Below are 22934 nucleotides of genomic sequence, written 5' to 3'. Positions count from 1 at the left end.
CTATAGACCTTTAGGGATAGCATCAATTAATATTTTGGTGTATTCTTTTTTTGGATTTTTATAAATAGAATCGGCTTCACCCATTTCTTCAATTTCACCTTTATTCATAACCAAAAGTTGGTCAGACATATATTTTACAACAGCTAAATCGTGAGATATAAATATATAGGTAAAACCAAAATTCTCTTTTAAATCGTTCAAAAGATTTAATACCTGCGCTTGCACCGATATGTCCAAAGCAGATACCGATTCGTCACAAATTATTAGCTTCGGCTCTAATGCTATGGTTCTAGCAATACCAATACGCTGACGCTGTCCACCAGAAAATTCGTGTGGATATTTATTAAAGTCTTCTTTTGATAGTCCAACCTCATTTAAAATATCAATAGCTTTTGCCTTGCGCTCTTCTGCGTTGGAGCCAATCCCATGAACCATCATAGGTTCTGTAATGGCTTGCCCTACAGTTAACCTGGGGTTTAATGACGCAAATGGGTCTTGAAAAATTATTTGAATATCTTTTCTAAGACTCCTAATTCTATTAGAATCTAGATTTGTAATATCTTCTCCTTTATATTTTATAATTCCTGCAGTAGCCTTATCTAACTGCAAAATAGCATTACCTAAAGTAGATTTTCCGCATCCGGATTCGCCAACTAACCCAACAGTTTCTCCCTGATAAACATTAAAACTCACATTATTTACAGCTTTAAATTGAGTTTTTGGTTTAAAAAATCCTTGTTTAGAGATATACGTCTTTTCTAAATCGATAACTTCTAATAGTGGTGGACGGTTGTAAATGGCTTGATGCCTTTTCAGGCGCTCTTCGGAGGTGACAACAGTTTTATTAACTGTATCCTTAACAAAGTCGCTGACTGTTGGCAATTTTTTTAATCGCGTCTTCATTGATGGGCGCGAATTAAACAACGCTTTTGTATACTGATGTTTAGGTGACTTAAATAGTTCTTCGACGTCGCCATTTTCGACAATTTGTCCTTTATACATTACAACGACCCTATCGGCCAGTTCCGACATTAGTGCTAAATCATGTGAAATAAATATAATGCTCAACCCTGTTTCTTGCTGAAGCAGTTTAAGTAAATCTAGAATCTCTTTTTGTACAGTAACATCTAGGGCTGTCGTAGGCTCATCTGCAATGAGTAGCTTTGGTTTGCAGGAAATCGCCATCGCAATCATAACACGTTGCTTTTGTCCTCCTGAAATTTCGTGGGGATAAGCCTTGTAAATACGCTCTGGATTAGGTAGTCTTACACGACTAAATAAGTCAATTACTTCTTTTTTAATTTCTTTTTTAGATAGAGACGTATGCTTTTTAATTAACTCTGAAACTTGTTTACCGCATGTCATAGACGGATTTAAAGAACTCATCGGTTCTTGAAAAATCATTGCAATATCATTTCCTCTTATATTCTGAAGCTCTTTTTGCGATGCAGATAATAAATCTTTTCCGCCAAATTGAATAGAACCAGAAGTAATTTTAGACACTTTTTCAGGCAGTAAACGCATTATTGCAAGAGAGGAAACAGACTTACCAGAGCCAGATTCTCCTACAATTCCTAAAATTTCATTTTCGAATACATCGAAAGAAACCTCATGGATTACTTCAGTTTTTTTGTTTTTAGAAACAAAACTGATGCTAAGATTTTCGACCTGAAGCAATGTAGAATTTTGCATGGCTAAATTTAGTAATAGATAATTAGTATATGGTATTAATATTAAAAAAACACCAGTCCTTAAAAGCCTGAAAACGAACGATTTAAAAAAGCCTTACATTTTAAAATTAATAAAAATTTAAAAGTTTTATTATCATATTAGCAACATTTCGTCGAAAATACTAACAATTTTATTGTGACTTAACAATATTTTAATATTTTCAGCCACTGAAATTTGGATATACATCTCTCTATAATTTATCAAGAAGAAAGGTTTTAAAAAAATAAATTTTATAGCTGATGTAGTCTTTTTCGTCATTACATATGTGGGAAAACCGTAATAAAAAAGAAATCAGTGTTAATAAACACAATCCTACAAAATGAATGATGAAATTTTAATAATTTGAATTAATTAAAATAAAAACCAATTAATATTCTATGAAAAAAACACTATTCTTCGCATTTTTTGTATGCTCGTTTTTTGCATTTTCTCAAAGTCAATCACTTTGGAAAAAAGAGTCAGCAAAAACGGTTGATGTTAAAGAAAGTAGGAGAGAACTTCCTACAAAACAAATCTATTCGTTAGATATTGAAGGCTTAAAAGCCATGCTATCTCAAGCGCCAGCAAGAGGTGAATTTAGTGGTCAGTCAAATGTTATTGTATCGTTTCCAAATGCTGATGGAGAGCTAGAGCGTTATCGTGTTATGGAGGCGTCTGTAATGCATCCTGATTTGGCAGCCAGATATCCGAATATCAAATCGTACGCAGGTCAGGGAATCGATAATCCTTCAGACCGTATTCGTTTTAGTGTATCTCCGTTAGGCCTACAAAGTATGCGCTTATCATCGGATAAACCAGCTTCTTTTATAGAGCCTTACACAAACGACTTATCTCAGTACACAGTATATAAGAGACAAGACAAATTACCAGTACAAGATAATTTTGAATGTGAGGTAACGGCTCAAGCAAATTCTTTGCTGCAAGGAAACTCTACATCATTAAGAAATGCAGACGATGGTACTTTGAGAACGTACAGACTTGCCGTCTCTACTACTGGAGAATATACACAGTATCATGGAGGAACTAGAGCGCTAGCACTAGCAGCAATAAATACCACGATGACAAGAGTTAACGGTCTTTTTGAAAATGACTTTAACGTTACTATGGTTCTAATTGCAAACACAGACAATGTTATTTATACAAACCCTAGTACAGATCCATATTCTAATGGAAGTTTCAATAGTCAAGTACAAAATACATTAACAAATGTAATTGGTGAAGCCAACTATGATGTTGGTCACTTATTTGCTAGAGCATCAGACAATGGAAACGCAGGATGTATAGGCTGTGTATGTGTCAACGGACAAAAAGGAAGCGCTTTTACATCGCGCTCAACCCCAGAAGGTGATCCTTTTGATGTAGATTATGTAGCTCATGAGCTAGGGCATCAGTTTGGTGGAAATCACACGTTTTCTTTTAGAAATGAAGGTACAAATGCACATTTTGAGCCAGGAAGTGGCACGACTATCATGGGATATGCAGGTATTACTGGAGCAACTGATGTTCAACAGAATAGTGATCCATATTTCCACTGGTTTACAATACAGCAAGTTACAAACTATGTTAAGTCTACAAGTTGTCAAACCAATACAAATACGGGCAATTCAGTACCAACGGTTAATGCTGGTCTTAATTATACAATTCCAAAGGGTACGCCTTTCGTCTTAGAAGGCACTGCATCAGATGCTGATTCAGGAGACGTATTAACTTATTGCTGGGAACAGGCAGATGAGAATAATGCAGCTACAACCTACCCGAGTACTACAGCAACCACTGGCGTAGCTTTTAGGTCATTTAATCCAACTACGGATAATAAACGTTATTTTCCAAGACTTCAAACTATAAAATCTGGTGCTACTTCTTGGCAATGGGAAGCTGTTCCTAATGTGGCGAGAATATTAAATTTTAGATTAACTGTAAGAGACAATCGCGTTGGAGGCGCAACAAATAATAGTGACGATACACGTATTACAGTAAATGGTACAGCAGGGCCATTTGTACTAAATTCTCCAAACACCAATGTAACTTGGGATGCTGGCACAACACAAACAGTAACTTGGAATGTTGCCGGCACAACAGGAAACGGAGTAAACGCAGCGAATGTAGATATCTTCTTATCAACAGATGGTGGAGACACCTATCCTATCACTTTAGCATCAGGAGTTCCTAATGATGGTTCTCATGATATTGTAGTGCCTAATAACCAAGGGTCGCAAAACAGAATTATGGTTAGAGGTTCTAACCACATCTTCTTCGATATCTCTAATGCTAACTTTACAATTGGAGCACCTGTTGTTTGTAATGCTACCACACCAAGTGGACTAGCAGCTTCGAACATTGGGTCGTCGACAGCTACTTTAAGTTGGAATGCAGTAGCGGGAGCAACCTACGATTTAAGATATAGAGTTTTAGGTTCATCTACTTGGACAACAGTCGCAGTGACTGGAGTTTCTTCTAACCTAACAGGGCTTAATACCCAAACACAATACGAAGCTCAAGTAAGAAGTAAGTGTAGTGGAGGAAGTAATTCAGCATACTCAGCTTCAGTTAATTTTACAACTACAGAAGTACAATTAAATTATTGCGCATCTAATGGTAATAATGTAAATGACGAATTTATCTCAAGAGTACAATTAGGGTCGATAGATAATTCTTCTGGTGCGGCAGCTAGCGGTTACGCAGATTTTACATCACAATCTACGGTACTAACTAAAGGAGCTTCAAATACAATTACAATAACACCAACTTGGACAGGTACTCTTTATAATGAAGCTTATGCAGTTTGGATAGATTACAACAAGGATGGAGATTTTACTGATGCAGGAGAGCAAGTCTTTTCTCAAGCTCCAACACAAGCAACACCTGTAAGCGGAAACTTTACGGTGCCAACTGCGGCTGTAGAAGGTGCAACCCGTATGCGTGTTTCCATGAAATACAATGCAGCTCCAGCGCCATGCGAGTCGTTTACGTATGGTGAAGTTGAAGATTATACAGTTGTAATTGAATCTTCTGGGCCAGACACTACAGCGCCAGTAATTACTTTAAATGGTTCTGCTTCGATTACTTTAGAGTTGCAAGAGACTTATAACGAATTAGGAGCAACAGCAACTGATAACGTCGATGGCGATTTAACATCGAGTATTGTAACATCAGGTACTGTAAATACTAATATAGCCGGAACATATACAGTAACATACAGTGTTAGTGATGCCGCAGGAAACGCAGCAAGTGCTACAAGGACGGTGACTGTAAATCCAGATACGACTGCTCCAGTAATTACATTATTAGGTTCAGCAACTGTTAGCTTAACTGTAGGTGACGCATATACAGATGCAGGTGCTACAGCTACAGATAACATAGATGGTAACTTAACATCTAATATTGTTGTTACAGGAGCAGTAAATACTAATGTTGCTGGAACCTACACACTGACTTACAATGTGAGTGATGCTGCTGGAAATGCAGCTATACCAGTAGTAAGAACAGTGACTGTAAACGAAGTATCGAATGGCTGTTCTGGAGGAGTATCGCTTCCATATGCTGAAGGCTTTGAGAGCGGTATCGGCGCTTGGACGCAGAGTAGTGCAGATGACCTTAATTGGACAGTAGATGCTAACGGTACTCCATCGAACAACACAGGACCATCAAGCGCAATAGAAGGAAGTAACTATATTTTTGTAGAGGCTTCTGGTAATAATACTGGTTATCCAAATAAGCGAGCTATAATTACGTCGCCATGTTTCGATTTATCAAGTGCAGCAGAAGCGACGTTCTCATTCAAGTATCATATGTTTGGTTCAACAAACGCAGGTTCAATAGCATTAGAGGTGAGCAATGACGAAGGTGCTAATTGGACAAGTTTATGGAGCCAAACTGGAAACCAAGGTAACCAGTGGTTAACGGTAAATATAGATTTGGTAGCTTATTTAGGAAGTGGTATTCAGTTACGATTTAATAGACTAACAGGTGGCACATGGCAAGCAGATGTAGCTATAGATGATATTAGTTTAACGGATGGTGGCACTAATCCACCTGCAGGTTGTGATACATTAAATTTCAATGATTATACGCTTAATTCATTTTCAACTCAAGATGCAAGTGGTGCTAATTCTATAGGAAATGGAGGAGCTTCATTAACATTAACCAATAATACTTGGAAGTATATCGATTTTCCTTATACAGTTACCGCAAATACTGTAATAGAATTAGAGTTTAGCAGTACATCAGAAGGTGAAATTCATGGTATCGGATTCGAAAATGATAATGCGTTAACATCTTCGTTCTACTTTAAGTTTTATGGAACTCAGAATTACGGAATTACCAATTTTGATAATTACGTAAGCGGAACAAGAACCTACGTTATTCCGGTAGGCGATTCTTACACAGGCGTTATGGACAGATTAGTATTTATAAATGATAATGATGCTGGTTCTGGTAACAACTCTACATTTACTAACGTAAAAATTTATGAGACCTCTTGTCCTACTTCTAGAGGAGAAGTTGTCTTTGGTGAAAGAGTTGATGTATTAGGTGATGAAGATGAAGATGCATTTAAAATGAGAATGTATCCTAATCCAGTAACAAACACGTTATATGTTGAAACTGTAGGCGTAGAAAATGCAACTTACCGAATTGTAAATATGCTAGGTCAAACCGTTTTACGCGGAGTTAACTCTAGCCAAATTGATGTTACTACACTAGATAAAGGCGTATATTTCTTAGAATTAAGTACAGGAGAAGTGTCTGTATCTAGAAAGTTTATTAAGCAATAAGCCTAACCAATATCTTAAAACAAAAAGAGCTCAGATTTTATCTGGGCTCTTTTTTATTGTAAAAAAATAATAGTTTAAATATGCTTTATCTCATTCTCATGAAGTAACTCATCACCTCTTAATCGCAAGAATATTTGTGCTACAGCAATCGTATCTTTTTCGCAATAGGTGATAATACGGTCTATGTTATTATCATTATAATAAACACTATAGACTTCGCTTCCATCAATATCATCTTTAGGAGAAGGAATCCCCAGAACATTAGTCAAAAGCTTGAGCGATGTATAGGTTTTATAATCGCCAAATTTCCACAATTCTAAAGTATCGAGATGTGGAACTTCCCAAGGTTTTTTCCCGAATAAATTGAGTTTATAAGGCAGCTCTATATTATGAATAATCATACGTCTGGCTATATACGGAAAGTCGAATTCTTTTCCATTGTGTGCACAGAGCAGATGCTTGGTTTGGCTAAAGTGCGAAATCAGTAAATTTTTAAAGTCTTTGAGGATTTTAATTTCATCACCGTAAAAAGACGTCACACGAAAATTTCTAATGTCGCCATCAACCTTAAAATAGCCTACTGAAATACAAATAATTTTTCCAAACTCTGCCCAAATACCTGCACGGTCATAGAACTCTTCGGCGGTGTAATCATCTTTACGTTGATATTGTGATTTTAGTTCCCAAAGTTGTTGTTTGGTTTCGTCTAAGTCCGAGAAATGCTGTGTTTCTGGTACGGTTTCAATATCTAAGAATAAAATGTTTTCAAGATGAAGCTTAGAAATCATAACGTTAAAATTTATTTAGACTTCAATACTAAAGATAATTGTTTTCCAAATAAAGCCGAAACGCCTGCTGCTAAACCTCCGATTAATCCCGTAACTAATAGTAACAGATATTCGTTACCAGCAAGAGGTAATAGTACAGCGATTTTTTTAGCCAATATAAAATCGTTTGCACTACTCAATGACCAAGAATAGACTATCCAAAACAGCGCAATGGCTAATAGTGGAACAACGAATACCGAAGCTTTTTTTAAGGGAATTAAAAGCGCTGAACTAAATCCCGCTAACATAACTGACCACCAAGGGAAAAACTGTGATAAAATGATAGCTAAAACGATTGTAATGATAAAGTTGATGCTATTTCGTTTCATATTATTTAGCTGGCTTTAAAGTTTGTGTAGATTGGATTGAAGTCGAGTCACTTTCTGACTGCAAAAAGTTAATTTCAAAATAGTTGCCCTTTGCCCAATCGTCTATAAAATTATCGTAATACTTACTACCCGGATTTCCTGATTGTCCACCTGGATAAATGCCAAAACCTTTGGGTTTGTTGCCCATTTCTACAATCATTCGCCATGAAGGCCCATGGTTTCTAGTCATGGCATTTACGGTATTGCCATCGCCACCAATTGGGATGTTCTGTACTGAGAATGCAGGTAAGGCCTGAAGCAAGTGTCCCACATAAGAACGCTTATAATTTTTCCAAGTGTAATCGCCATTCTTTTCTTTCCATTTGTTTAGTTTTTCCACCGTTTCTTTAAAGGATTGCTGAATTAAATCCTTCGCTGTTTCTTTTTCGGGTGTGTCTTGAATGTCCATAAAGTCATCATTAGGATGATTTTTAAGCATGTACATATATTGATAGGTAAACGGCCATTTTAGGGTTTCTTCTTCAACATCAAATTCATCCCAAAGCAAATTGTAAAGACTATTATTCCAACTCGAAAATAAACCTGGTGCTTTGCTGTCTATGTGATTATCAAAATCCCAATTTTTCAGAATATCCAAAGCTTCCTTTTCGGCGTCATTGAGTTCTGAAACTTCTAAATTTTCGATTAAATAAGGCACAATTTCACTTGCTTTTAAGTTGAAATTGTTGTTTTGTAAATCTTTAAAATCTTCGACATCAAACTTCTCCTTAGACCTAAAGAAGTTATTGATAATACGAGAGCGATACGTGTCATAACCATCGTTAAACACATAAAATGGGTACATAGAATCTGTAGGGTGCTGATTTGCGGAACTTACAAAACCACGTTCAGGATTTTTAGTATGTGCATTGTAGTCCGATGGAATAAAACTTTGCCAATCATGGTCAGGGTTACTACCATCCATTAAGAATTTACCTTGACCTTTCCATTTATTTGGGAATTGGCCTTGTACCCACATGGCAATGTCTCCAGTTTTTGAGGCGAAAATAAAATTCTGTGCCGGCGCAACATGGTTTTTTATAGCATTTCTATAATCATCATAATTTTTAGCACGATTGAGCTTATAAAACAAATCCGTAAAGTTATGGCCAATGTGACCAGCCCATTTCATCGCATAGCCTTTAAGCTCGTTATCACTTTTAAAATTATAATCGTAGCTGACGGGACCGTGATGCGTATAAATGACAGAGTCTATAAAGGTTTCTTTTCCTTTTATTTTAATTTCTTCGAGTCTCACTGAAGTTTCTTTCCACTGCCCGTTATACTTATAGGCTTTTCGGCTTTTGTCTTCAAAGTCTATTTTGTACCAATCTTTTACGTCTCGTGTGGCGTTGGTTACACCCCAAGAAATATCGTCGTTAAAGCCAATAATAACACCCAATGCGCCTGGTAAAGTAGCGCCATACACATTATGCTCTGGTGTTGATAATTGCATAACAAACCAAATAGAAGGCAAATTTAAACCCAGATGTGGGTCACTAGCTAAAATAGCATTACCGCTTGCTGATTTTTTAGGAGCCACAGCCCAATTGTTACTTCCGTTATTTGGATGTGGTTTTGCCATGAATTCAGTTACCGAAACAGTGTCGTCTGCCATTTCACTTTTTGGAATTTCCGTCATTTCCCCATATATAAAACTCCAGTCGGTGTCTTTTGAAATTACTGGGTCAATAATATCATAAAAATCGGGGAACAACATGTCAAAACGTTTCTTACCGAACTTTTTTATGGTATTAGTAAATTCTAAATCGTAATCCCGACCACAAAGCATATCGGTCATATACATCAGTAAATGCATGGTTTTATCGATAGTCCAAGCCTCTGGTCGGTAACCCAAAAGTTTATACTCTACAGGATAGTTTTCTGGTTCTAGACTATTAATATATGCGTTAACACCAGCACTGTAAGCCTCCAAAAGCGCTAAGGCTTCTGGGTCTTGTTTTACAACATCTAAACTGTTTTCAGCACCGAAAAGCATACCATTACGGCGTTGTTCTCTATCGTAGTTTAGAGCGCCTTCGCCAATAATTTCAGATAGGCGACCTGCCGCAGCATAGGTTTGAAACTCCATTTGCCACAAACGGTGTTTTGCCGTAATGTAACCTTGTGCTTTGTATAAATCTTTATCGTTTTTTGCAAAAATATGTGGAATGAGTTGTGCGTCGTAATGCACAGTGACAGCTTCATCCAATCCTGAAATTGCAATCTCTCCGCTGATAATTTCATCACCTTCATTTTGCCAAATCCCTTGATTCGGTGCAAGGAATTTTCCTAATGCTGGTATGTCTTCGAATTTATTGTTAAGACCGTAGAAAACAGCTGCTGTTAGGATTGCTGTTATAAGGAGTTTTAGGTATTTCATAAGAAGCTTAATTCTAAATATGCTGTAAAATACAAAAAATGCTGTCTCCTCGAGCGTCTGCGTGTCGCCGAAGCTATAACAGAGGAGCAAGTCGAGAGGTTTTAGTAATCGCAGCTTTGAGGTCTCGACTGCGCTCGACCAGACAAAAAATCAGTTAGTTCCCAAGCATTTTATAACCTTCTTCAATATACAAACTAATATCATCTGTAAAAGGTTTTGCGTTGAGGTTATCTGGCGATTTTTGATGACCGAGACGTACAATGATTACGTTGTCTTCGGGCTGCACAAATACATATTGTCCCAAATGTCCACGCATCATAAAAAAGTCTTTTCCCAGATGATTTTTAAGCCACCAACCATAGCCGTATTCTGGGCTATCCGGAAAACGAGGTTTTACAGATTTCGCTACAAATGCCGAATCTAAAATTTGTTTGCCATTCCATTTGCCGTGGTCTTTGTATAGCTTCCCGAAACGTGCAAAATCTTTGGCATTACTGGCTATACAGCAATAGGCTTTTACCAAATCATGGTCGTCACTATCAACTTGCCAAAGGGTTTCGTTTTCACTGCCGAGTGGTTTCCAAAAGCTTTCTTCAAAATAATCGTATAGTTTTTTACCAGTTGCTTTTTCAATAACCATGGCGAGCATTTGCGTATCGCCACTTGCGTATTTAAAGGCTTGACCAGGCTCGTCAACAACTTTAAGGCCGTTCATCACTTTGGCTAAATCGTCATCAAAATAAGCACGAGTTGTAATGCTCAATGGCGAATAATAGGCTTCGTCCCAATTGGTGCCAGATGCCATGCTACTTAAATCGCCAACGGTCATTTTCGCTGCTTTGCCATCGCAAAATGCAGGAAGAAAATCGCAAACAGGTTGGTTCAGACTTTTTATATGACCTTGCATAATGGCTTTTCCCATTAAACCAGATACATAACTCTTCGCCATAGAAAAGGAATTGGATTTTGAATCTTCGTTAAATCCATCGTAATAATTTTCAAACCAAATACTGTCATTTTTTATGATGACGTAAGCAATTGTTCCCCAATCTTTATTGGCTTTTGCTAGACGTTCTGTTTCTATAGCTGAATTATAACCGACATGATTTGGCCATGGTTGCGGATTGTTGCTGGCATCAATTTCTTGATTGTCAAAATGTTTATAGTCTTCTAGATACGCTGTAGTGTGACCTTTTAGGTAAATGGTTCTTACGGCTTTGAGCAAATAATCGGTATCTGTGATATAAAGTACGGCAATGACTAAACCGAAGAATATGATAAGAAATTTGAAGAGTTTTTTTAGCAATTTCATTTGATAGTATTTGTTGTCCTAAATATACTAAACCTTAGAATAAAGTTTGTTGTTTATTGGAGCTTTCGTGGTTGATGAGCCATTGTTTTCTATGTAAACCGCCAGCATAGCCAGTTAGGCTGCCGTCGCTACCAACGACGCGATGGCATGGGACTATAATCCAAAGCGGATTTTTACCATTGGCGTTTGCCACAGCTCTAATAGCCTTTGGGTCGCCTAATTGTTTTGATAAATCTAAATACGAACAGGTTTTACCAAATGAAATTTGCTGTAAGTGTTGCCACACGTTTTTCTGAAAGACGGTACCTGATGGATTTAATTTTAAGTCAAAATACTGACGCTCGCCCCTAAAATAGGCTTTGAGTTGCGTTACACAATCTAATAATTCTTCTGAGATAATTTCTGAAAGTTCTTGAAATGTATCACTAATGGAAACAGAAGAAATACCATTGGCATCACCAGTAATTTTTGCGTGACCAAGTGGTGTTTCAATCGTGCAACTTGGCATTAGTCTTCTGTATTATCTTCTTCTATAATACCTAGACGCTTGGCTCGCGTTTCCCAACTTTTACGGGCTAATAACTGTAGGTCGGACACATTATCACTTTCGTCCATAATTTCTAGACCGAGGAGTGTTTCAATAACATCTTCCATAGTCACTAAACCACTTACAGAGCCATACTCATCAACGACTAAAGCCATGTGATTACGGCTTTCCACCAACTGCTCAAAGAGTTTTGGAATTGGTAAGCTACGATTAACGATAATGATATTCCGCTTTAATTCGGATAGTAATTTAGAGCCATTTCCAAAGGCCATTTCTTTAAACACATCGTCCTTTAGAACCAAGCCTGTTATATTATCAGAATCTTCGGTATAAACTGGAATTCTAGAAAACCGAATGTTAGAATTTGCCTTAAAAAAATCTTCGACAGTCATAACCTCATTTTCAGTTTTCATAACCGTGCGAGGCGTCATCACATCTTTGGCTTGTACGTCTTTAAAGTTGAGTAGGTTTTTAATGACCTTGCTTTCATTTTCTTCAAAAACACCTTCTTCGTGTGCAATATCTGCCATTGCAGCGAATCCTTCACGACTTAAAACACTACCATGTCCTTTACCGCCAATAAGTTTTGTGGTGAGTTGCAATAACCACAAAATACCTGTCCATTTTAAAGGGAAAATAAGAGCGTTTAATGCTTTTGATGTAAAATTAGCCAGTTGCTTCCAGTACGTAGCACCAATGGTTTTAGGAATAATTTCTGAAGCTACTAAAATTAAAATGGTCATAATCGTAGATACAACACCGACCATAACATCTTCAGTAAATTTTATACCAAAAACAGAGCGAATTTCAGTGCCATAAAGCTCTGCATAGGCTACTTTGGCTTGTACACCAACTAATATGGCACCAACGGTATGTGCAATTGTATTAAGCGTTAAAATAGCAATTAGTGGTCTGTCAACGTCTTTTTTGAGTTCTTCCAATTCCTCGGCATATAGTTTACCTTCTTTCTTTTTAACATTTATAAATGTAGGCGTGATGCTTAATAGAACAGCTTCTAAAATAGAGCACAAAAATGAAAAGAATATTGAAATTACGGCGTAAAAAATGAGTAAGCCCATTAACGGTATATTGAATTGGTTAGTGCTAATTTACGAAATCAATTTTACAACATCCTTAGCAACCTTTCGACTCCGCTCAAGGTGATCAATTATGAGTAAAATCTAGTATGTGTTTAATATTTTAAAAGTTTAACTACGTCTTTTGCGAAGTAGCTGGCTATAATATCTGCGCCAGCACGTTTAATAGAGGTTACTTGTTCCAACATGACACTATCGTGGTCTAACCAGCCTTTTTCTGCAGCAGCTTTTAACATCGCATACTCACCAGAGACTTGGTAAACGGCAATTGGCACATCGAAACTATTTTTAATATCACGTACAATATCCAAATAGCACAAGCCTGGTTTTACCATAACAATATCAGCACCTTCGTTAATGTCCATTTCGGTTTCACGTATGGCTTCTTCGCGGTTGGCAACGTCCATTTGATAGGTTTTTTTATCCTTCGGAATATTCTGAATATCCACAGGAGCAGAATCCAAAGCATCTCTAAATGGGCCGTAAAATGCAGAAGCATATTTGGCTGAGTAGCTCATTATACCAACATCAATTAGATTGGATTGGTCTAAAGCTTCACGAATACCCAAAATACGACCATCCATCATATCGCTTGGCGCCACAAAATCGGCACCAGCTTCGGCATGAGAAATGCTCATTTCAGCTAAAACTTCTACAGTAGCATCGTTGGCTATTTTGCCATTTTCAACGATACCATCATGCCCGTAAACCGAAAATGGGTCAAGCGCCACATCCGTCATTACCAACATATCCGGACAAACCTCTTTTACGGTTTTAATGGCACGTTGCATTAAGCCGTTAGGGTTTAGCGCTTCTGTACCTTTGTTATCTTTTAGACTATCCTCAACCTTTACAAAGAGCAAAACCGATTTTAGGCCTAAGCTCCAAAGTGTTTTTACTTCATCTTTTAGTAAATCTAGACTGTAGCGGTAATAGTTTGGCATTGATGCTATTTCTTCTTTGATGCCTTTACCTTCAACAATAAAAAGTGGCACTAAAAAATCGTTTGGTGAGATGATGGTTTCTCTAACTAAACGTCTTATTGCATCAGATTGTCGTAGTCTTCGGTTTCTTCTAATTGGGAACATAGTTGTTTAAATTTAAATACCAAGGAATTTATTAACCTTGTCTGCCATTCGCATAAATGATTTAGGAGCTTTAAGCCTATAGCCGATGTAAAACTCTAAAAACGTTATTTGATCATCTATTCTTACAGACCTTTTTTCTTTGTGTTCAAAGATATTTAGACTAGAGTTAACTCCGGCAAAAAATCGTTCAGAATTGTATCCAATAGATGCACGACCTCCAAGCTCTAGTAAACCACTAGTAATGGTTCTCTCACCTGATGTATTTAGATTAAGACCAAAACCAGATGATGCGCCAACACCAAGTATAAAATTCTCATGTAGGACAAAGTTATAATAATATGAAGGCGCTACAGCTATATCAAAATTTTTGGTTTGATTTGTAATGCCTGTTGTATTGATATCGAAATTAGAATAATAGTAATACAATGTGGGAATAAAACTCCCGGCACTTTTGCGTTGCCACTCGTTTTGAAAACCAACGGCTCTGAACGAAAAATTAGGATTGAAGATATATGATGTAGAACCTCCAATCTTCAATGTTTTTACATCTGGATACGCAGTTTCTTGACCTTCAAAATCTTCAAAAAATCCTTTTTGGCGGTACACATCTATGGTTTGCATCCACTGGCCTAAAAACATTCTAAAGTTGAGGTTAAGTAGCTTTGAGTTATCGTTGTCTCTGTTCTGTTTTAAAAAGTTTGGAGAAAAGCCTAAATCTAACTCTACAGACCTAAAAAGAACAGAAATCCCCAAATATTCTCGGGTATTTGGTGAAAGATTAAAACGTCTATTGCTTTCTAAATCATTAAAAATAAATGAGTTCGACGTATTTACTAACCCAATTCTAGCTGTTATTTTATCATTAAAGGTCTGTATAGAAGTGCTATCTCTTACTTGTGTTTGCGATAAAACAGCATTTACAAATAAGAAAAGTAGAATACAATATTTAATTTTTAAAGCCATTCTTTAGGCTCCTGTAATACTTTAATTAATTTTTCTTCTTCGCTACCAGGTTCTGGCTGGTGGTCATACACCCATTGTACATGCGGTGGTAAGCTCATGAGAATGCTTTCAATTCTGCCATTGGTCTTTAATCCAAATAAAGTGCCTTTGTCGTGTACAAGATTAAACTCTACATAGCGTCCACGACGTATTTCTTGCCAATCGCGTTGCATTTTAGAGTAGTCTAAATCTTTTCGTTTTTCTACAATAGGTACATAGGCTTCTAAAAAGCTATCACCAACTTCGGTAACAAAGTTAAACCAATCGTTCATCGACATCTCGTCTGTTGCTTTGCAGTAATCGAAAAATAATCCACCTATACCTCGCGCTTCGTTTCTGTGGGCGTTGTAAAAATACTCATCGCATCTTGCTTTATATTTTGCATAAAACTCTGGATTATGTCTATCGCAAGCGGTTTTACAGGTTTGGTGAAAATGTTTGGCATCGTCTTCGAACAAATAGTAAGGTGTTAAATCTTGACCACCTCCAAACCACTGGTCGGCGATATTTCCATTGGCATCGTACATTTCAAAATAGCGCCAATTGGCATGTACGGTTGGTACCATTGGGTTTTTAGGATGCAATACTAAACTCAGTCCACAAGCAAAAAAGTTGGCATCTTTCACGCCAAAATGCTGTTGCATGGTTTTTGGTAATTCGCCATGAACCGCAGAAATATTAACGCCACCTTTTTCAAAAACACGACCATTTTCTATAACGCGCGTTCTTCCGCCACCACCTTCGGGACGGTTCCATAAATCCTCATGAAAACGCGCTAAACCGTCAACCTCTTCTAGTCTTGATGTTATTTGGTCTTGTAGATTTTGTATGTAGTCGTAGAATTTGTCTTTGATTTTTTGGTCTTGCATTTTTGTTTTTATGTTTTGACCTGCTAGGTTTTAGAAACCTTGCAGGATTACAAAGATTTATATAATTCGAACAACTCCATGTCGAGTGCTTTTTCTCCTGGAGGTGTATAGGATTCTTTTAGTGTTTTTATCCACTTAAAATTGTTCTTTTCGGCAACTTTAATACTTGCTGTATTTGTTTTATGCGAAATAACTTGAAGTATTTCTAAACCTAGATTTTGAAACGCATATTTTGATAAGGCTTTAATAGATTTAGAAATAAGGCTTTTCCCTTCAAAATTATAATCTATGCAATAGGCAAACTCGCCTTGTTTCTCATCCCAATCTAATTCTTTTATATAGATTAAACCAACTAATTTTCGAGTTTCAGAATGTTTTAATGTGAACAAAAAAACCGTTTTATTTTCAAAGGCTTTCACCTTATTATCCACAAAGATTTGAGATAATGTAGGGTTGATATTTTGTTCTAAGGTTTTAGGAAAATAGCGTTTAAAACGGTCTGCATTTGCAACACACAAATCACAGATTTTCCATGCGTCTCCATTATGCACAGGGTTGATTTCAAAACCATCGAATTGCGCAACCATTATCTATTCTCTATAACTTCAAATGGCTCGAAACCAATGTGTTCGCCTTCATCATCATCAAATAATAAGTCCACGGCAATTACGGATGCTGAAGTAACGCTTAATGGTAGAACTAAAATTACACCAATTACAGGGATAAATAGTAAGAGTAGAAACCCAATGCCATTTCCTATAGCTAAACCTCTGTTTTTTCTAATAAAGTTCACACTTTCTTTATAGGTGAAATGACGTTCAAGCGTATAATCCATATTACCGAAACCAGCATAATATGCCTGTACTATAAAGAGGAGCGCCGTTGAAAATATATTGACAACTGGTATAAATTTCAGCAGTAAAATAGGAATAGTATAAAGTAATTCTTTTGCAAGGTTTCTTAAACCTAGTCTAATGCCTCTAATTAATTGTTGCGTAAAAGATGATTTTATTTTGTTTTCGGCAGGTTGTCCTGTGTAATATTCTTCAATTTTTTCTGAAACAGGACTCATAAATGGTGAAGAAAGCGCCATAATAATGTGCTTAAACATAATAATACCAAGCGCAAAAATGATGACACCAGCAATTAGTGTTGAAATGAAAGTTACTGTAGCCTTACCCGTTTCCCACACCCATATACCCGCAATCCATTCACCTAGATTGTCTGAAAGACCATAAGCCGAAACAAATATTAAAATAAAAACCACAAAACTAATTAACATAGGAATTACGAAGTATTTCCAAAGTTTTAGTTTAGAAATAAGCCCGTAAGCTCCAGAATACACTTGTAAACCTCTAAAAATGTCTTGTATCATCGTTTTGTTTTTTAATAGAGTTGTCTATTAAATAGACGCAAAAACACATGATGTGTTACGTTTAATCTGGGCTTTTATATTCCTTAACCGCATCTATAAAGGCTTTAGCATTATCTAAAGGAATATCTGGTAAAATCCCATGACCTAAGTTAACGATGTATTTGTCTTTTCCAAAATCGTTAATCATTTTCGTGACCATTTTTTTGATTTCGGCTGGAGGAGAATACAGACGTGTTGGGTCAAAATTACCTTGTAAAGTAATGTTTCCGCCTGTTAAATAACGTGCGTTACGTGCAGAGCATGTCCAATCTACACCAAGAGCAGAAGCGCCAGATTTTGCCATTTCGCCAAGTGCAAACCAGCATCCTTTTCCAAAAGCAATCACAGGTGTTTCATCTTTTAAAGAATCAATAATTTGCTGAATGTATTGCCAAGAAAATTCTTGATAATCTACTGGAGATAACATACCTCCCCAAGAATCGAAAACCTGAACGGCATTTACGCCAGCTTTCACTTTTTGTCTTAAATACGAAATGGTCGTATCTGTTATTTTTTGAAGTAATCCATGTGCCGCAACTGGATTTGTAAAACAGAATTTTTTGGCCTTATCAAAGTTTTTACTGCCTTGACCTTGTACACAATAGCAAAGGATAGTCCATGGTGAGCCGGCAAAACCAATTAACGGAATTTCGTCATTCAGTTTTTCTTTTGTGGCTTTTATGGCTTGGTAAACGTAATCTAATTCTACAGTAACATCTGGAACAACTACATTGTCTACATCTTTTTGAGAACGAATAGGATTTGGTAAATACGGACCAAAATTAGGTTTCATCTGTACCTCAATATTCATGGCTTGTGGAATCACCAAAATATCTGAAAATAAAATGGCTGCATCCATACCATATCTACGAATGGGTTGAACTGTAATTTCACTAGCTAATTCAGGTGTTTGGCAACGTGTGAAGAAATCGTACTTGGCCTTTATCTCCATAAATTCTGGCAAGTAACGTCCCGCTTGACGCATCATCCATACAGGTGGACGTTCTACAGTTTCTCCTTTTAATGCTCTTAAAAATAAGTCGTTTTTTATCATGATAGCTGTTGGCTATTAGCTTTTGGCTTTTGGCTCAATGACTATTAGCTGTTTTTTATTTTATTTATTAAACTATTTAGCATTTTAGCTTCAATTTGAATTGAGCTGATAACACCTTTCAATTCTTTTTCTTCAATGAAATTAAGTTCTTGCGCAATTATTAATTGTGTTTCAACTTCAAAAAGTGATCCCATAGCAATTTCTAAAAACCGTTTAAATTCAATTTCACTATTTCTGCTACAACCTTCAGCAATATTAGAAGGAATAGAAACTGAAGCTCTCGTAATTTGACTCCTCAATCCAAATTTTTCCTCTGGTGGTAAGTGATTAGAGAGTTGATAAATCTGCTTTACAATCTCAATTCCATTTTTCCAAATTTCAAGTTTTCTAAAATCTCTCATGACATTTTATATTAGTGTTTCGTATTAAGTTAAGCATGATTTAGGCTAACAGCTAAAAGCCAATGGCTAAAGGCTTTTTATGCATAATATTCATTCACTAATTCTATCACACTTTCCACAGTTGGCACTTTAGCTACGCGGACATCTTCAAAATATTTGCGTGCTATGTTTGCAGTCGTTTCTCCAATACAAAAAGCAATACCATTGGCTTTGTTTTGTTTCAAAAAACTTTCAATTGTTGAAGGACTATAGAACATAATTCCATCAAGGTTTTGTTCTACTTTTATAGCGTCGTATTTGGTTTGGTAGGCTTCAACTTCATTCACTTTGATGTGATTTTCTGTCAAAATATTTGGTAAATCATCTAAGCGTAAATCACTACAGAAATAGGTGACTTCTGTGCCTTCTATAAATTCAACTAAATGCTCGGCTAACTTTTTAGCATTAGAAGCCATGTGAGCAACTTTACCAATACGCTTTTCAATCATACGCTTGGTTCGACGTCCTACACAGTAAATATTTTTGAATTGTAATTCAGGTGCTGAAAAGTTAGTCAATAAAGCTTCAACAGCGTTTTGACTTGTGATAACTACATTCTTAATTTCGTTTCTAACCACACTTTTAGGAATACGATTAAGACTGATTTTTATAGCATCATTACTTTCTGCAACTACATCTCTATGAAATAATTCTAATTGCGCTTCGGTAAGTGTTTTTGTAGAGTATATATTGGTCGTTTTATCGCTGCGTTGTAATTGGTCTATTAGTGTTTTTCCACCTTTGCCAATAATATAATCCGCACAAAATTCTGCCAAATTATCGTGTTTACCTAGCGGAACAACCTTAGTGACCTCAATCTTTCGTGTGCCATCTTTACTTAAAAGGATGCCTTTAAAATTGACTTCTTCCTCCTTATTTATGTAACAAATTGCACCGATTGGTGCTGTGCAACCGCCTTCGAGATGGTTTAAGAATTCCCGCTCAATGCTAGTACAAATTTCCGTTTCTCTATGGTTGATTTCGGCGCAAATCGTGCGTATTTCTTCGTCTTCTTCTAGTGCCGCAACCATAACGGCACCTTGAGCAGGTGCAGGAATCATCCAATGGAGATTAATCGCATTCTCTGGTTTTATGCCTAAACGCCCTAAACCAGCAGCGGCAAAAATTGCAGCATTCCAGTCGTTATTTTCTAACTTTTCTAAGCGGCTATTTACATTTCCTCTTAAATCAGTAACGGTATGTGTAGGATAACGGTTGAGCCATTGTGCACGACGACGTAAACTTCCTGTGGCAATAACTGCATCGCGTTGTGAGAGAAACTCTTCATTTTTCTTAAAAACTAAAGTATCGTTGATGTTTCCGCGTTTTAATACGGCAGCTTGTACAATACCTTTTGGTAAGACTGTAGGTACATCTTTTAGAGAGTGAACCGCGATATCAATATCACCATTGAGCATGGCAATATCTAATGTTTTTGTAAAAATTCCAGTGATGCCAAGCTCGTATAAAGGCTTGTCTAAAACGATATCTCCTGTAGATTTTACAGGAACTAATACGGATTTATGACCGAGTTGTTCAAGTTGAGATTGAACCGTTTTTGCTTGCCACATAGCGAGCTGGCTGTCGCGTGTGCCAATGCGAATTAGTCTAGACATTTTGGGTGTTTTCTAACTGAAATATTTTTTTGATGAGCTCTAAGCTTTCATCTGAAGTATTGGAGTCTTCTCTTAAGTGGTGAGCAAATTGATTGGTAATTTTCTGTATGAGATTGTTGGTAACCAATTCGATTTGCTCCTCGTTAAAGTTATCTAACTTTTTGCGCTGATTATTAACTTCAGAATTTTTAATATCTGTCAACTTGTGTTTTATCGCCTGAATGGTTGGCACAAACTTTAAAGTGTCTAACCAAGCATTAAAATCTGCGGTAACTTCAGCTATTATGTTTTCTGCGGCAGGAATAAATGCTTTGCGTTTTTCTAAAGTATCATCAGTGATTTTAGCCAAATCATCCATATGAACAAGTGTGATATTATCTAATTCCTTAACATCCTCATTCACATTTTTAGGAATAGATAAATCTAAAATCAGTAATGGTTTTTCTCTTGTAATAAGAGATTTGTAAACCGTAGGGTTTTGCGCGCCAGTCGCCACGACTACAATATCAGAAGTATTAATTTCGCTTTGTAAGTCTTCATAATCTCTGACGATTAAATTGAATTTACCCGCAATAGCTTCAGCTTTATCTTTAGTTCTGTTAATTAAAGTAATGTGTGGATTTTTAGTATGCTTCACTAAATTTTCACAAGTGTTTCTGCCGATTTTCCCTGTTCCAAAGAGTAAGATGTTTTTATCTGAAATATTCTCAACGTTATTCATGATGTATTGCACAGCGGCAAATGAAACAGATGTTGCTCCAGAAGATAATTCAGTTTCGGTTTTTATACGCTTACTAGCTTGAATAACAGCATTAAGAAGACGCTCGATATAAGAATTGAGCAAGCCAAGCGCTTTAGACTTCCGTGCACCAGCTTTAAGTTGCCCAATAATTTCGAAATCACCAAGGATTTGACTGTCTAAACCAGAGCCCACACGAAACATGTGTGAAATAGCCTCAGAATTTTTATGAATGTAAGCAACTTGTCTAAATTCCTCAACGGTGCCTTTGGTGTTTTCGCAAAGCAACTCAATAAGTTGGCAAGGACGCTCAGCAAATCCGTAAATTTCTGTACGGTTGCAAGTGGATACTAACAATAAACTTTCAACACCACTAGCTTTAGCCTGTGTCAAAATAGCTTCTTTAGCAGCATCACTTAAACTAAAATGACCACGCACCTCAGCATCAGCTTTTTTGTAGCTAAGCCCAATAGCATAAAAATGTGTTTGTTTGTGTTGCATTCGCTCGTTTACCTGACTTCGGAATTAACAATGCAAAAATAATTTTGTAAATAACATAAAAATAACGCTAGAAGAACTTAAAATAACGTTTGTGGTTTTTTAACGTCATTTTAAATAAAAACATGATAAATGTCATATTTTTGCAGTAAAAATAAGGGTTTTAACACCTTTTGTTTAGAATGAATCTAAATAACAAGAAAATGAAAATTGAAAATTCCATTTCTAAAAGTGTCGCTCAAGGGTCTTTTGAAGAAACCTATCTTGAAGAAGGCTTTTTTATTCTGTCTTATAAAAATGATAGTAATGCCATAGAAATCGCAGAACGCCAGATAGATAGCAGTTACATTCAGTTTCATTTTTGTGCTAAAGGGCAAGCCACGTTTGTATTTAATCAAGGCAGCTATCGCTTGCCCATTCTCGAAGATACCTCTTTGCTTTTGTATAATCCACAACGCGATTTACCTATACATTTAGAAGTTCAGCCAGGATGTATGCTCATTTCGTTAGTGATTTCGCTGGAAAAATTTCATCGTTTATTTTCTCAAGATGCATCGTATGTAACGTTTTTATCAGAAGATAATCGTGATAAAAAATATTATAAAGATGGAAGCATTACACCATCGATGGCAGTTGTTCTTAATCAGTTATTAAGTTTTAATCTCAATAATTCCATTAAACCCTTGTATTTTAAAGGGAAGGCTTACGAATTATTGAGTTTGTTTTTTAACCGTAGTGAAGATGCTAATGTAGAGCAATGTCCGTTTTTGGTAGACGAAACTAATGTGGCCAAGTTGAAACAAGCTAAAGATATTATTATTGCACAAATGGCCGAGCCACCAACGCTTCAAGAATTGGCAGACCAAATAGATTTAAGTTTAAAAAAGTTAAAAGAAGGCTTTAAGCAGATTTATGGGGATACGGTTTATGGCTTTTTATTTGACTATAAAATGGAAGTTGCTCGAAAACTCCTGGAATCGGGTAACTATAATGTAAATGAAGTGGGATTAAAAGTGGGTTATAGCACAGCAAGCCATTTTATTGCGGCGTTTAAGAAAAAATATGGAACAACGCCAAAAAAATATATTACTGAGGCCAATGGCTGATTTATTTAAATACTATTATAACAAAATACAATAGATCAATAAAAAACACTTTACTCAAACGGTCGTATCTT

Annotated in this window: 18 protein-coding genes; 2 read left to right on the top strand and 16 right to left on the bottom strand. The window is 36.4% G+C overall.

What is annotated here, in order from left to right; translation table 11 throughout:
* The gene (locus DFQ05_RS07530) at window positions 1-1692 is read right to left on the bottom strand and encodes an ABC transporter ATP-binding protein (RefSeq protein WP_132704782.1); all 1692 of its coding nucleotides are present in this window, start codon (window positions 1690-1692) and stop codon (window positions 1-3) included.
* 416 nt (window positions 1693-2108) lie between these two features.
* Between DFQ05_RS07530 and DFQ05_RS07525 the strand changes: the two genes are divergently transcribed.
* Window positions 2109-6503 (top strand): reprolysin-like metallopeptidase, encoded by a 4395-nt coding sequence (locus DFQ05_RS07525; RefSeq protein ID WP_132704781.1) that lies wholly within the window; start codon window positions 2109-2111, stop codon window positions 6501-6503.
* 74 nt (window positions 6504-6577) lie between these two features.
* On the opposite strand, the gene DFQ05_RS07520 is transcribed toward DFQ05_RS07525, so the two are convergent.
* The 15 genes from DFQ05_RS07520 to hemA form a co-directional block, all read right to left on the bottom strand.
* On the bottom strand, window positions 6578-7291 hold the full coding sequence (locus DFQ05_RS07520) for a 3'-5' exonuclease (protein ID WP_132704780.1): 714 nt from the start codon (window positions 7289-7291) through the stop codon (window positions 6578-6580).
* Between the two features lie 11 nt (window positions 7292-7302).
* A complete protein-coding gene (locus DFQ05_RS07515; RefSeq protein WP_132704779.1) occupies window positions 7303-7659 on the bottom strand; it encodes a hypothetical protein in 357 nt (118 codons plus the stop codon).
* Window position 7660: 1 nt separating this feature from the next.
* Window positions 7661-10081, bottom strand: a complete 2421-nt coding sequence (locus DFQ05_RS07510; protein ID WP_132704778.1) for a penicillin acylase family protein — start codon at window positions 10079-10081, stop codon at window positions 7661-7663.
* A 154-nt stretch (window positions 10082-10235) separates the two neighbouring features.
* Window positions 10236-11393 carry a serine hydrolase domain-containing protein gene (locus tag DFQ05_RS07505; RefSeq protein ID WP_132704777.1) on the bottom strand — a complete coding sequence of 386 codons (1158 nt, stop codon included), beginning with the start codon at window positions 11391-11393 and terminating at the stop codon, window positions 10236-10238.
* A gap of 34 nt (window positions 11394-11427) precedes the next feature.
* Window positions 11428-11901, bottom strand: a complete 474-nt coding sequence (locus DFQ05_RS07500) for a methylated-DNA--[protein]-cysteine S-methyltransferase (RefSeq protein WP_132704776.1) — start codon at window positions 11899-11901, stop codon at window positions 11428-11430.
* The gene (locus tag DFQ05_RS07495) at window positions 11901-13019 is read right to left on the bottom strand and encodes a CNNM domain-containing protein (protein WP_132704775.1); all 1119 of its coding nucleotides are present in this window, start codon (window positions 13017-13019) and stop codon (window positions 11901-11903) included. The genes DFQ05_RS07500 and DFQ05_RS07495 overlap by 1 nt, the downstream gene beginning before the upstream one ends.
* Before the next feature lie 113 nt (window positions 13020-13132).
* Complete coding sequence (gene hemB / locus DFQ05_RS07490; RefSeq protein WP_132704774.1) at window positions 13133-14125, bottom strand: porphobilinogen synthase; 993 nt, start codon at window positions 14123-14125, stop codon at window positions 13133-13135.
* Window positions 14126-14137: 12 nt separating this feature from the next.
* Window positions 14138-15088, bottom strand: coding sequence for a DUF4421 family protein (locus tag DFQ05_RS07485; protein ID WP_132704773.1), 951 nt, complete (start codon window positions 15086-15088; stop codon window positions 14138-14140).
* Window positions 15079-15981 carry an oxygen-dependent coproporphyrinogen oxidase gene (gene hemF, locus DFQ05_RS07480; protein ID WP_132705106.1) on the bottom strand — a complete coding sequence of 301 codons (903 nt, stop codon included), beginning with the start codon at window positions 15979-15981 and terminating at the stop codon, window positions 15079-15081. Before hemF ends, DFQ05_RS07485 begins: the two co-directional genes overlap by 10 nt.
* Before the next feature lie 62 nt (window positions 15982-16043).
* Entirely contained in the window at window positions 16044-16583 is a 540-nt protein-coding gene (locus DFQ05_RS07475) for a GNAT family N-acetyltransferase (protein WP_132704772.1), read from the bottom strand.
* On the bottom strand, window positions 16583-17371 hold the full coding sequence (locus DFQ05_RS07470) for an EI24 domain-containing protein (protein WP_132704771.1): 789 nt from the start codon (window positions 17369-17371) through the stop codon (window positions 16583-16585). Before DFQ05_RS07470 ends, DFQ05_RS07475 begins: the two co-directional genes overlap by 1 nt.
* Before the next feature lie 61 nt (window positions 17372-17432).
* Complete coding sequence (gene hemE, locus DFQ05_RS07465) at window positions 17433-18464, bottom strand: uroporphyrinogen decarboxylase (RefSeq protein ID WP_132704770.1); 1032 nt, start codon at window positions 18462-18464, stop codon at window positions 17433-17435.
* Window positions 18465-18508: 44 nt separating this feature from the next.
* Window positions 18509-18865, bottom strand: coding sequence for a four helix bundle protein (locus tag DFQ05_RS07460; protein WP_132704769.1), 357 nt, complete (start codon window positions 18863-18865; stop codon window positions 18509-18511).
* 77 nt (window positions 18866-18942) lie between these two features.
* Complete coding sequence (gene hemC / locus DFQ05_RS07455) at window positions 18943-20520, bottom strand: hydroxymethylbilane synthase (protein WP_132704768.1); 1578 nt, start codon at window positions 20518-20520, stop codon at window positions 18943-18945.
* Window positions 20513-21760 carry a glutamyl-tRNA reductase gene (hemA, locus tag DFQ05_RS07450; RefSeq protein ID WP_132704767.1) on the bottom strand — a complete coding sequence of 416 codons (1248 nt, stop codon included), beginning with the start codon at window positions 21758-21760 and terminating at the stop codon, window positions 20513-20515. The genes hemC and hemA overlap by 8 nt, the downstream gene beginning before the upstream one ends.
* Before the next feature lie 200 nt (window positions 21761-21960).
* Here hemA and DFQ05_RS07445 point away from each other — a divergent pair, with 200 nt between their 5' ends.
* Complete coding sequence (locus DFQ05_RS07445) at window positions 21961-22863, top strand: AraC family transcriptional regulator (RefSeq protein WP_132704766.1); 903 nt, start codon at window positions 21961-21963, stop codon at window positions 22861-22863.
* The last annotated feature ends 71 nt before the right edge of the window (window positions 22864-22934 follow it).

Origin of the sequence: Winogradskyella wandonensis (assembly GCF_004346845.1) — a bacterium.
Lineage (GTDB): Bacteria > Bacteroidota > Bacteroidia > Flavobacteriales > Flavobacteriaceae > Winogradskyella > Winogradskyella wandonensis.
The sequence above is the reverse complement of the archived record's forward strand: the minus strand, read 5'-3'. Positions and strand labels throughout refer to the sequence as shown.

Coding starts and splice junctions, on each gene's coding strand:
- DFQ05_RS07500 (WP_132704776.1), bottom strand. CDS start 11,901: ATGCCAAGTTGCACGATTGAAACACCACTTGGTCACGCAAAAATTACT.
- DFQ05_RS07475 (WP_132704772.1), bottom strand. CDS start 16,583: ATGGTTGCGCAATTCGATGGTTTTGAAATCAACCCTGTGCATAATGGA.
- DFQ05_RS07485 (WP_132704773.1), bottom strand. CDS start 15,088: ATGGCTTTAAAAATTAAATATTGTATTCTACTTTTCTTATTTGTAAAT.
- hemA (WP_132704767.1), bottom strand. CDS start 21,760: ATGCAACACAAACAAACACATTTTTATGCTATTGGGCTTAGCTACAAA.
- DFQ05_RS07505 (WP_132704777.1), bottom strand. CDS start 11,393: ATGAAATTGCTAAAAAAACTCTTCAAATTTCTTATCATATTCTTCGGT.
- hemB (WP_132704774.1), bottom strand. CDS start 14,125: ATGTTCCCAATTAGAAGAAACCGAAGACTACGACAATCTGATGCAATA.
- DFQ05_RS07515 (WP_132704779.1), bottom strand. CDS start 7,659: ATGAAACGAAATAGCATCAACTTTATCATTACAATCGTTTTAGCTATC.
- DFQ05_RS07520 (WP_132704780.1), bottom strand. CDS start 7,291: ATGATTTCTAAGCTTCATCTTGAAAACATTTTATTCTTAGATATTGAA.
- DFQ05_RS07460 (WP_132704769.1), bottom strand. CDS start 18,865: ATGAGAGATTTTAGAAAACTTGAAATTTGGAAAAATGGAATTGAGATT.
- hemC (WP_132704768.1), bottom strand. CDS start 20,520: ATGTCTAGACTAATTCGCATTGGCACACGCGACAGCCAGCTCGCTATG.
- DFQ05_RS07470 (WP_132704771.1), bottom strand. CDS start 17,371: ATGATACAAGACATTTTTAGAGGTTTACAAGTGTATTCTGGAGCTTAC.
- hemE (WP_132704770.1), bottom strand. CDS start 18,464: ATGATAAAAAACGACTTATTTTTAAGAGCATTAAAAGGAGAAACTGTA.
- DFQ05_RS07445 (WP_132704766.1), top strand. CDS start 21,961: ATGAAAATTGAAAATTCCATTTCTAAAAGTGTCGCTCAAGGGTCTTTT.
- DFQ05_RS07510 (WP_132704778.1), bottom strand. CDS start 10,081: ATGAAATACCTAAAACTCCTTATAACAGCAATCCTAACAGCAGCTGTT.
- DFQ05_RS07530 (WP_132704782.1), bottom strand. CDS start 1,692: ATGCAAAATTCTACATTGCTTCAGGTCGAAAATCTTAGCATCAGTTTT.
- DFQ05_RS07495 (WP_132704775.1), bottom strand. CDS start 13,019: ATGGGCTTACTCATTTTTTACGCCGTAATTTCAATATTCTTTTCATTT.
- DFQ05_RS07525 (WP_132704781.1), top strand. CDS start 2,109: ATGAAAAAAACACTATTCTTCGCATTTTTTGTATGCTCGTTTTTTGCA.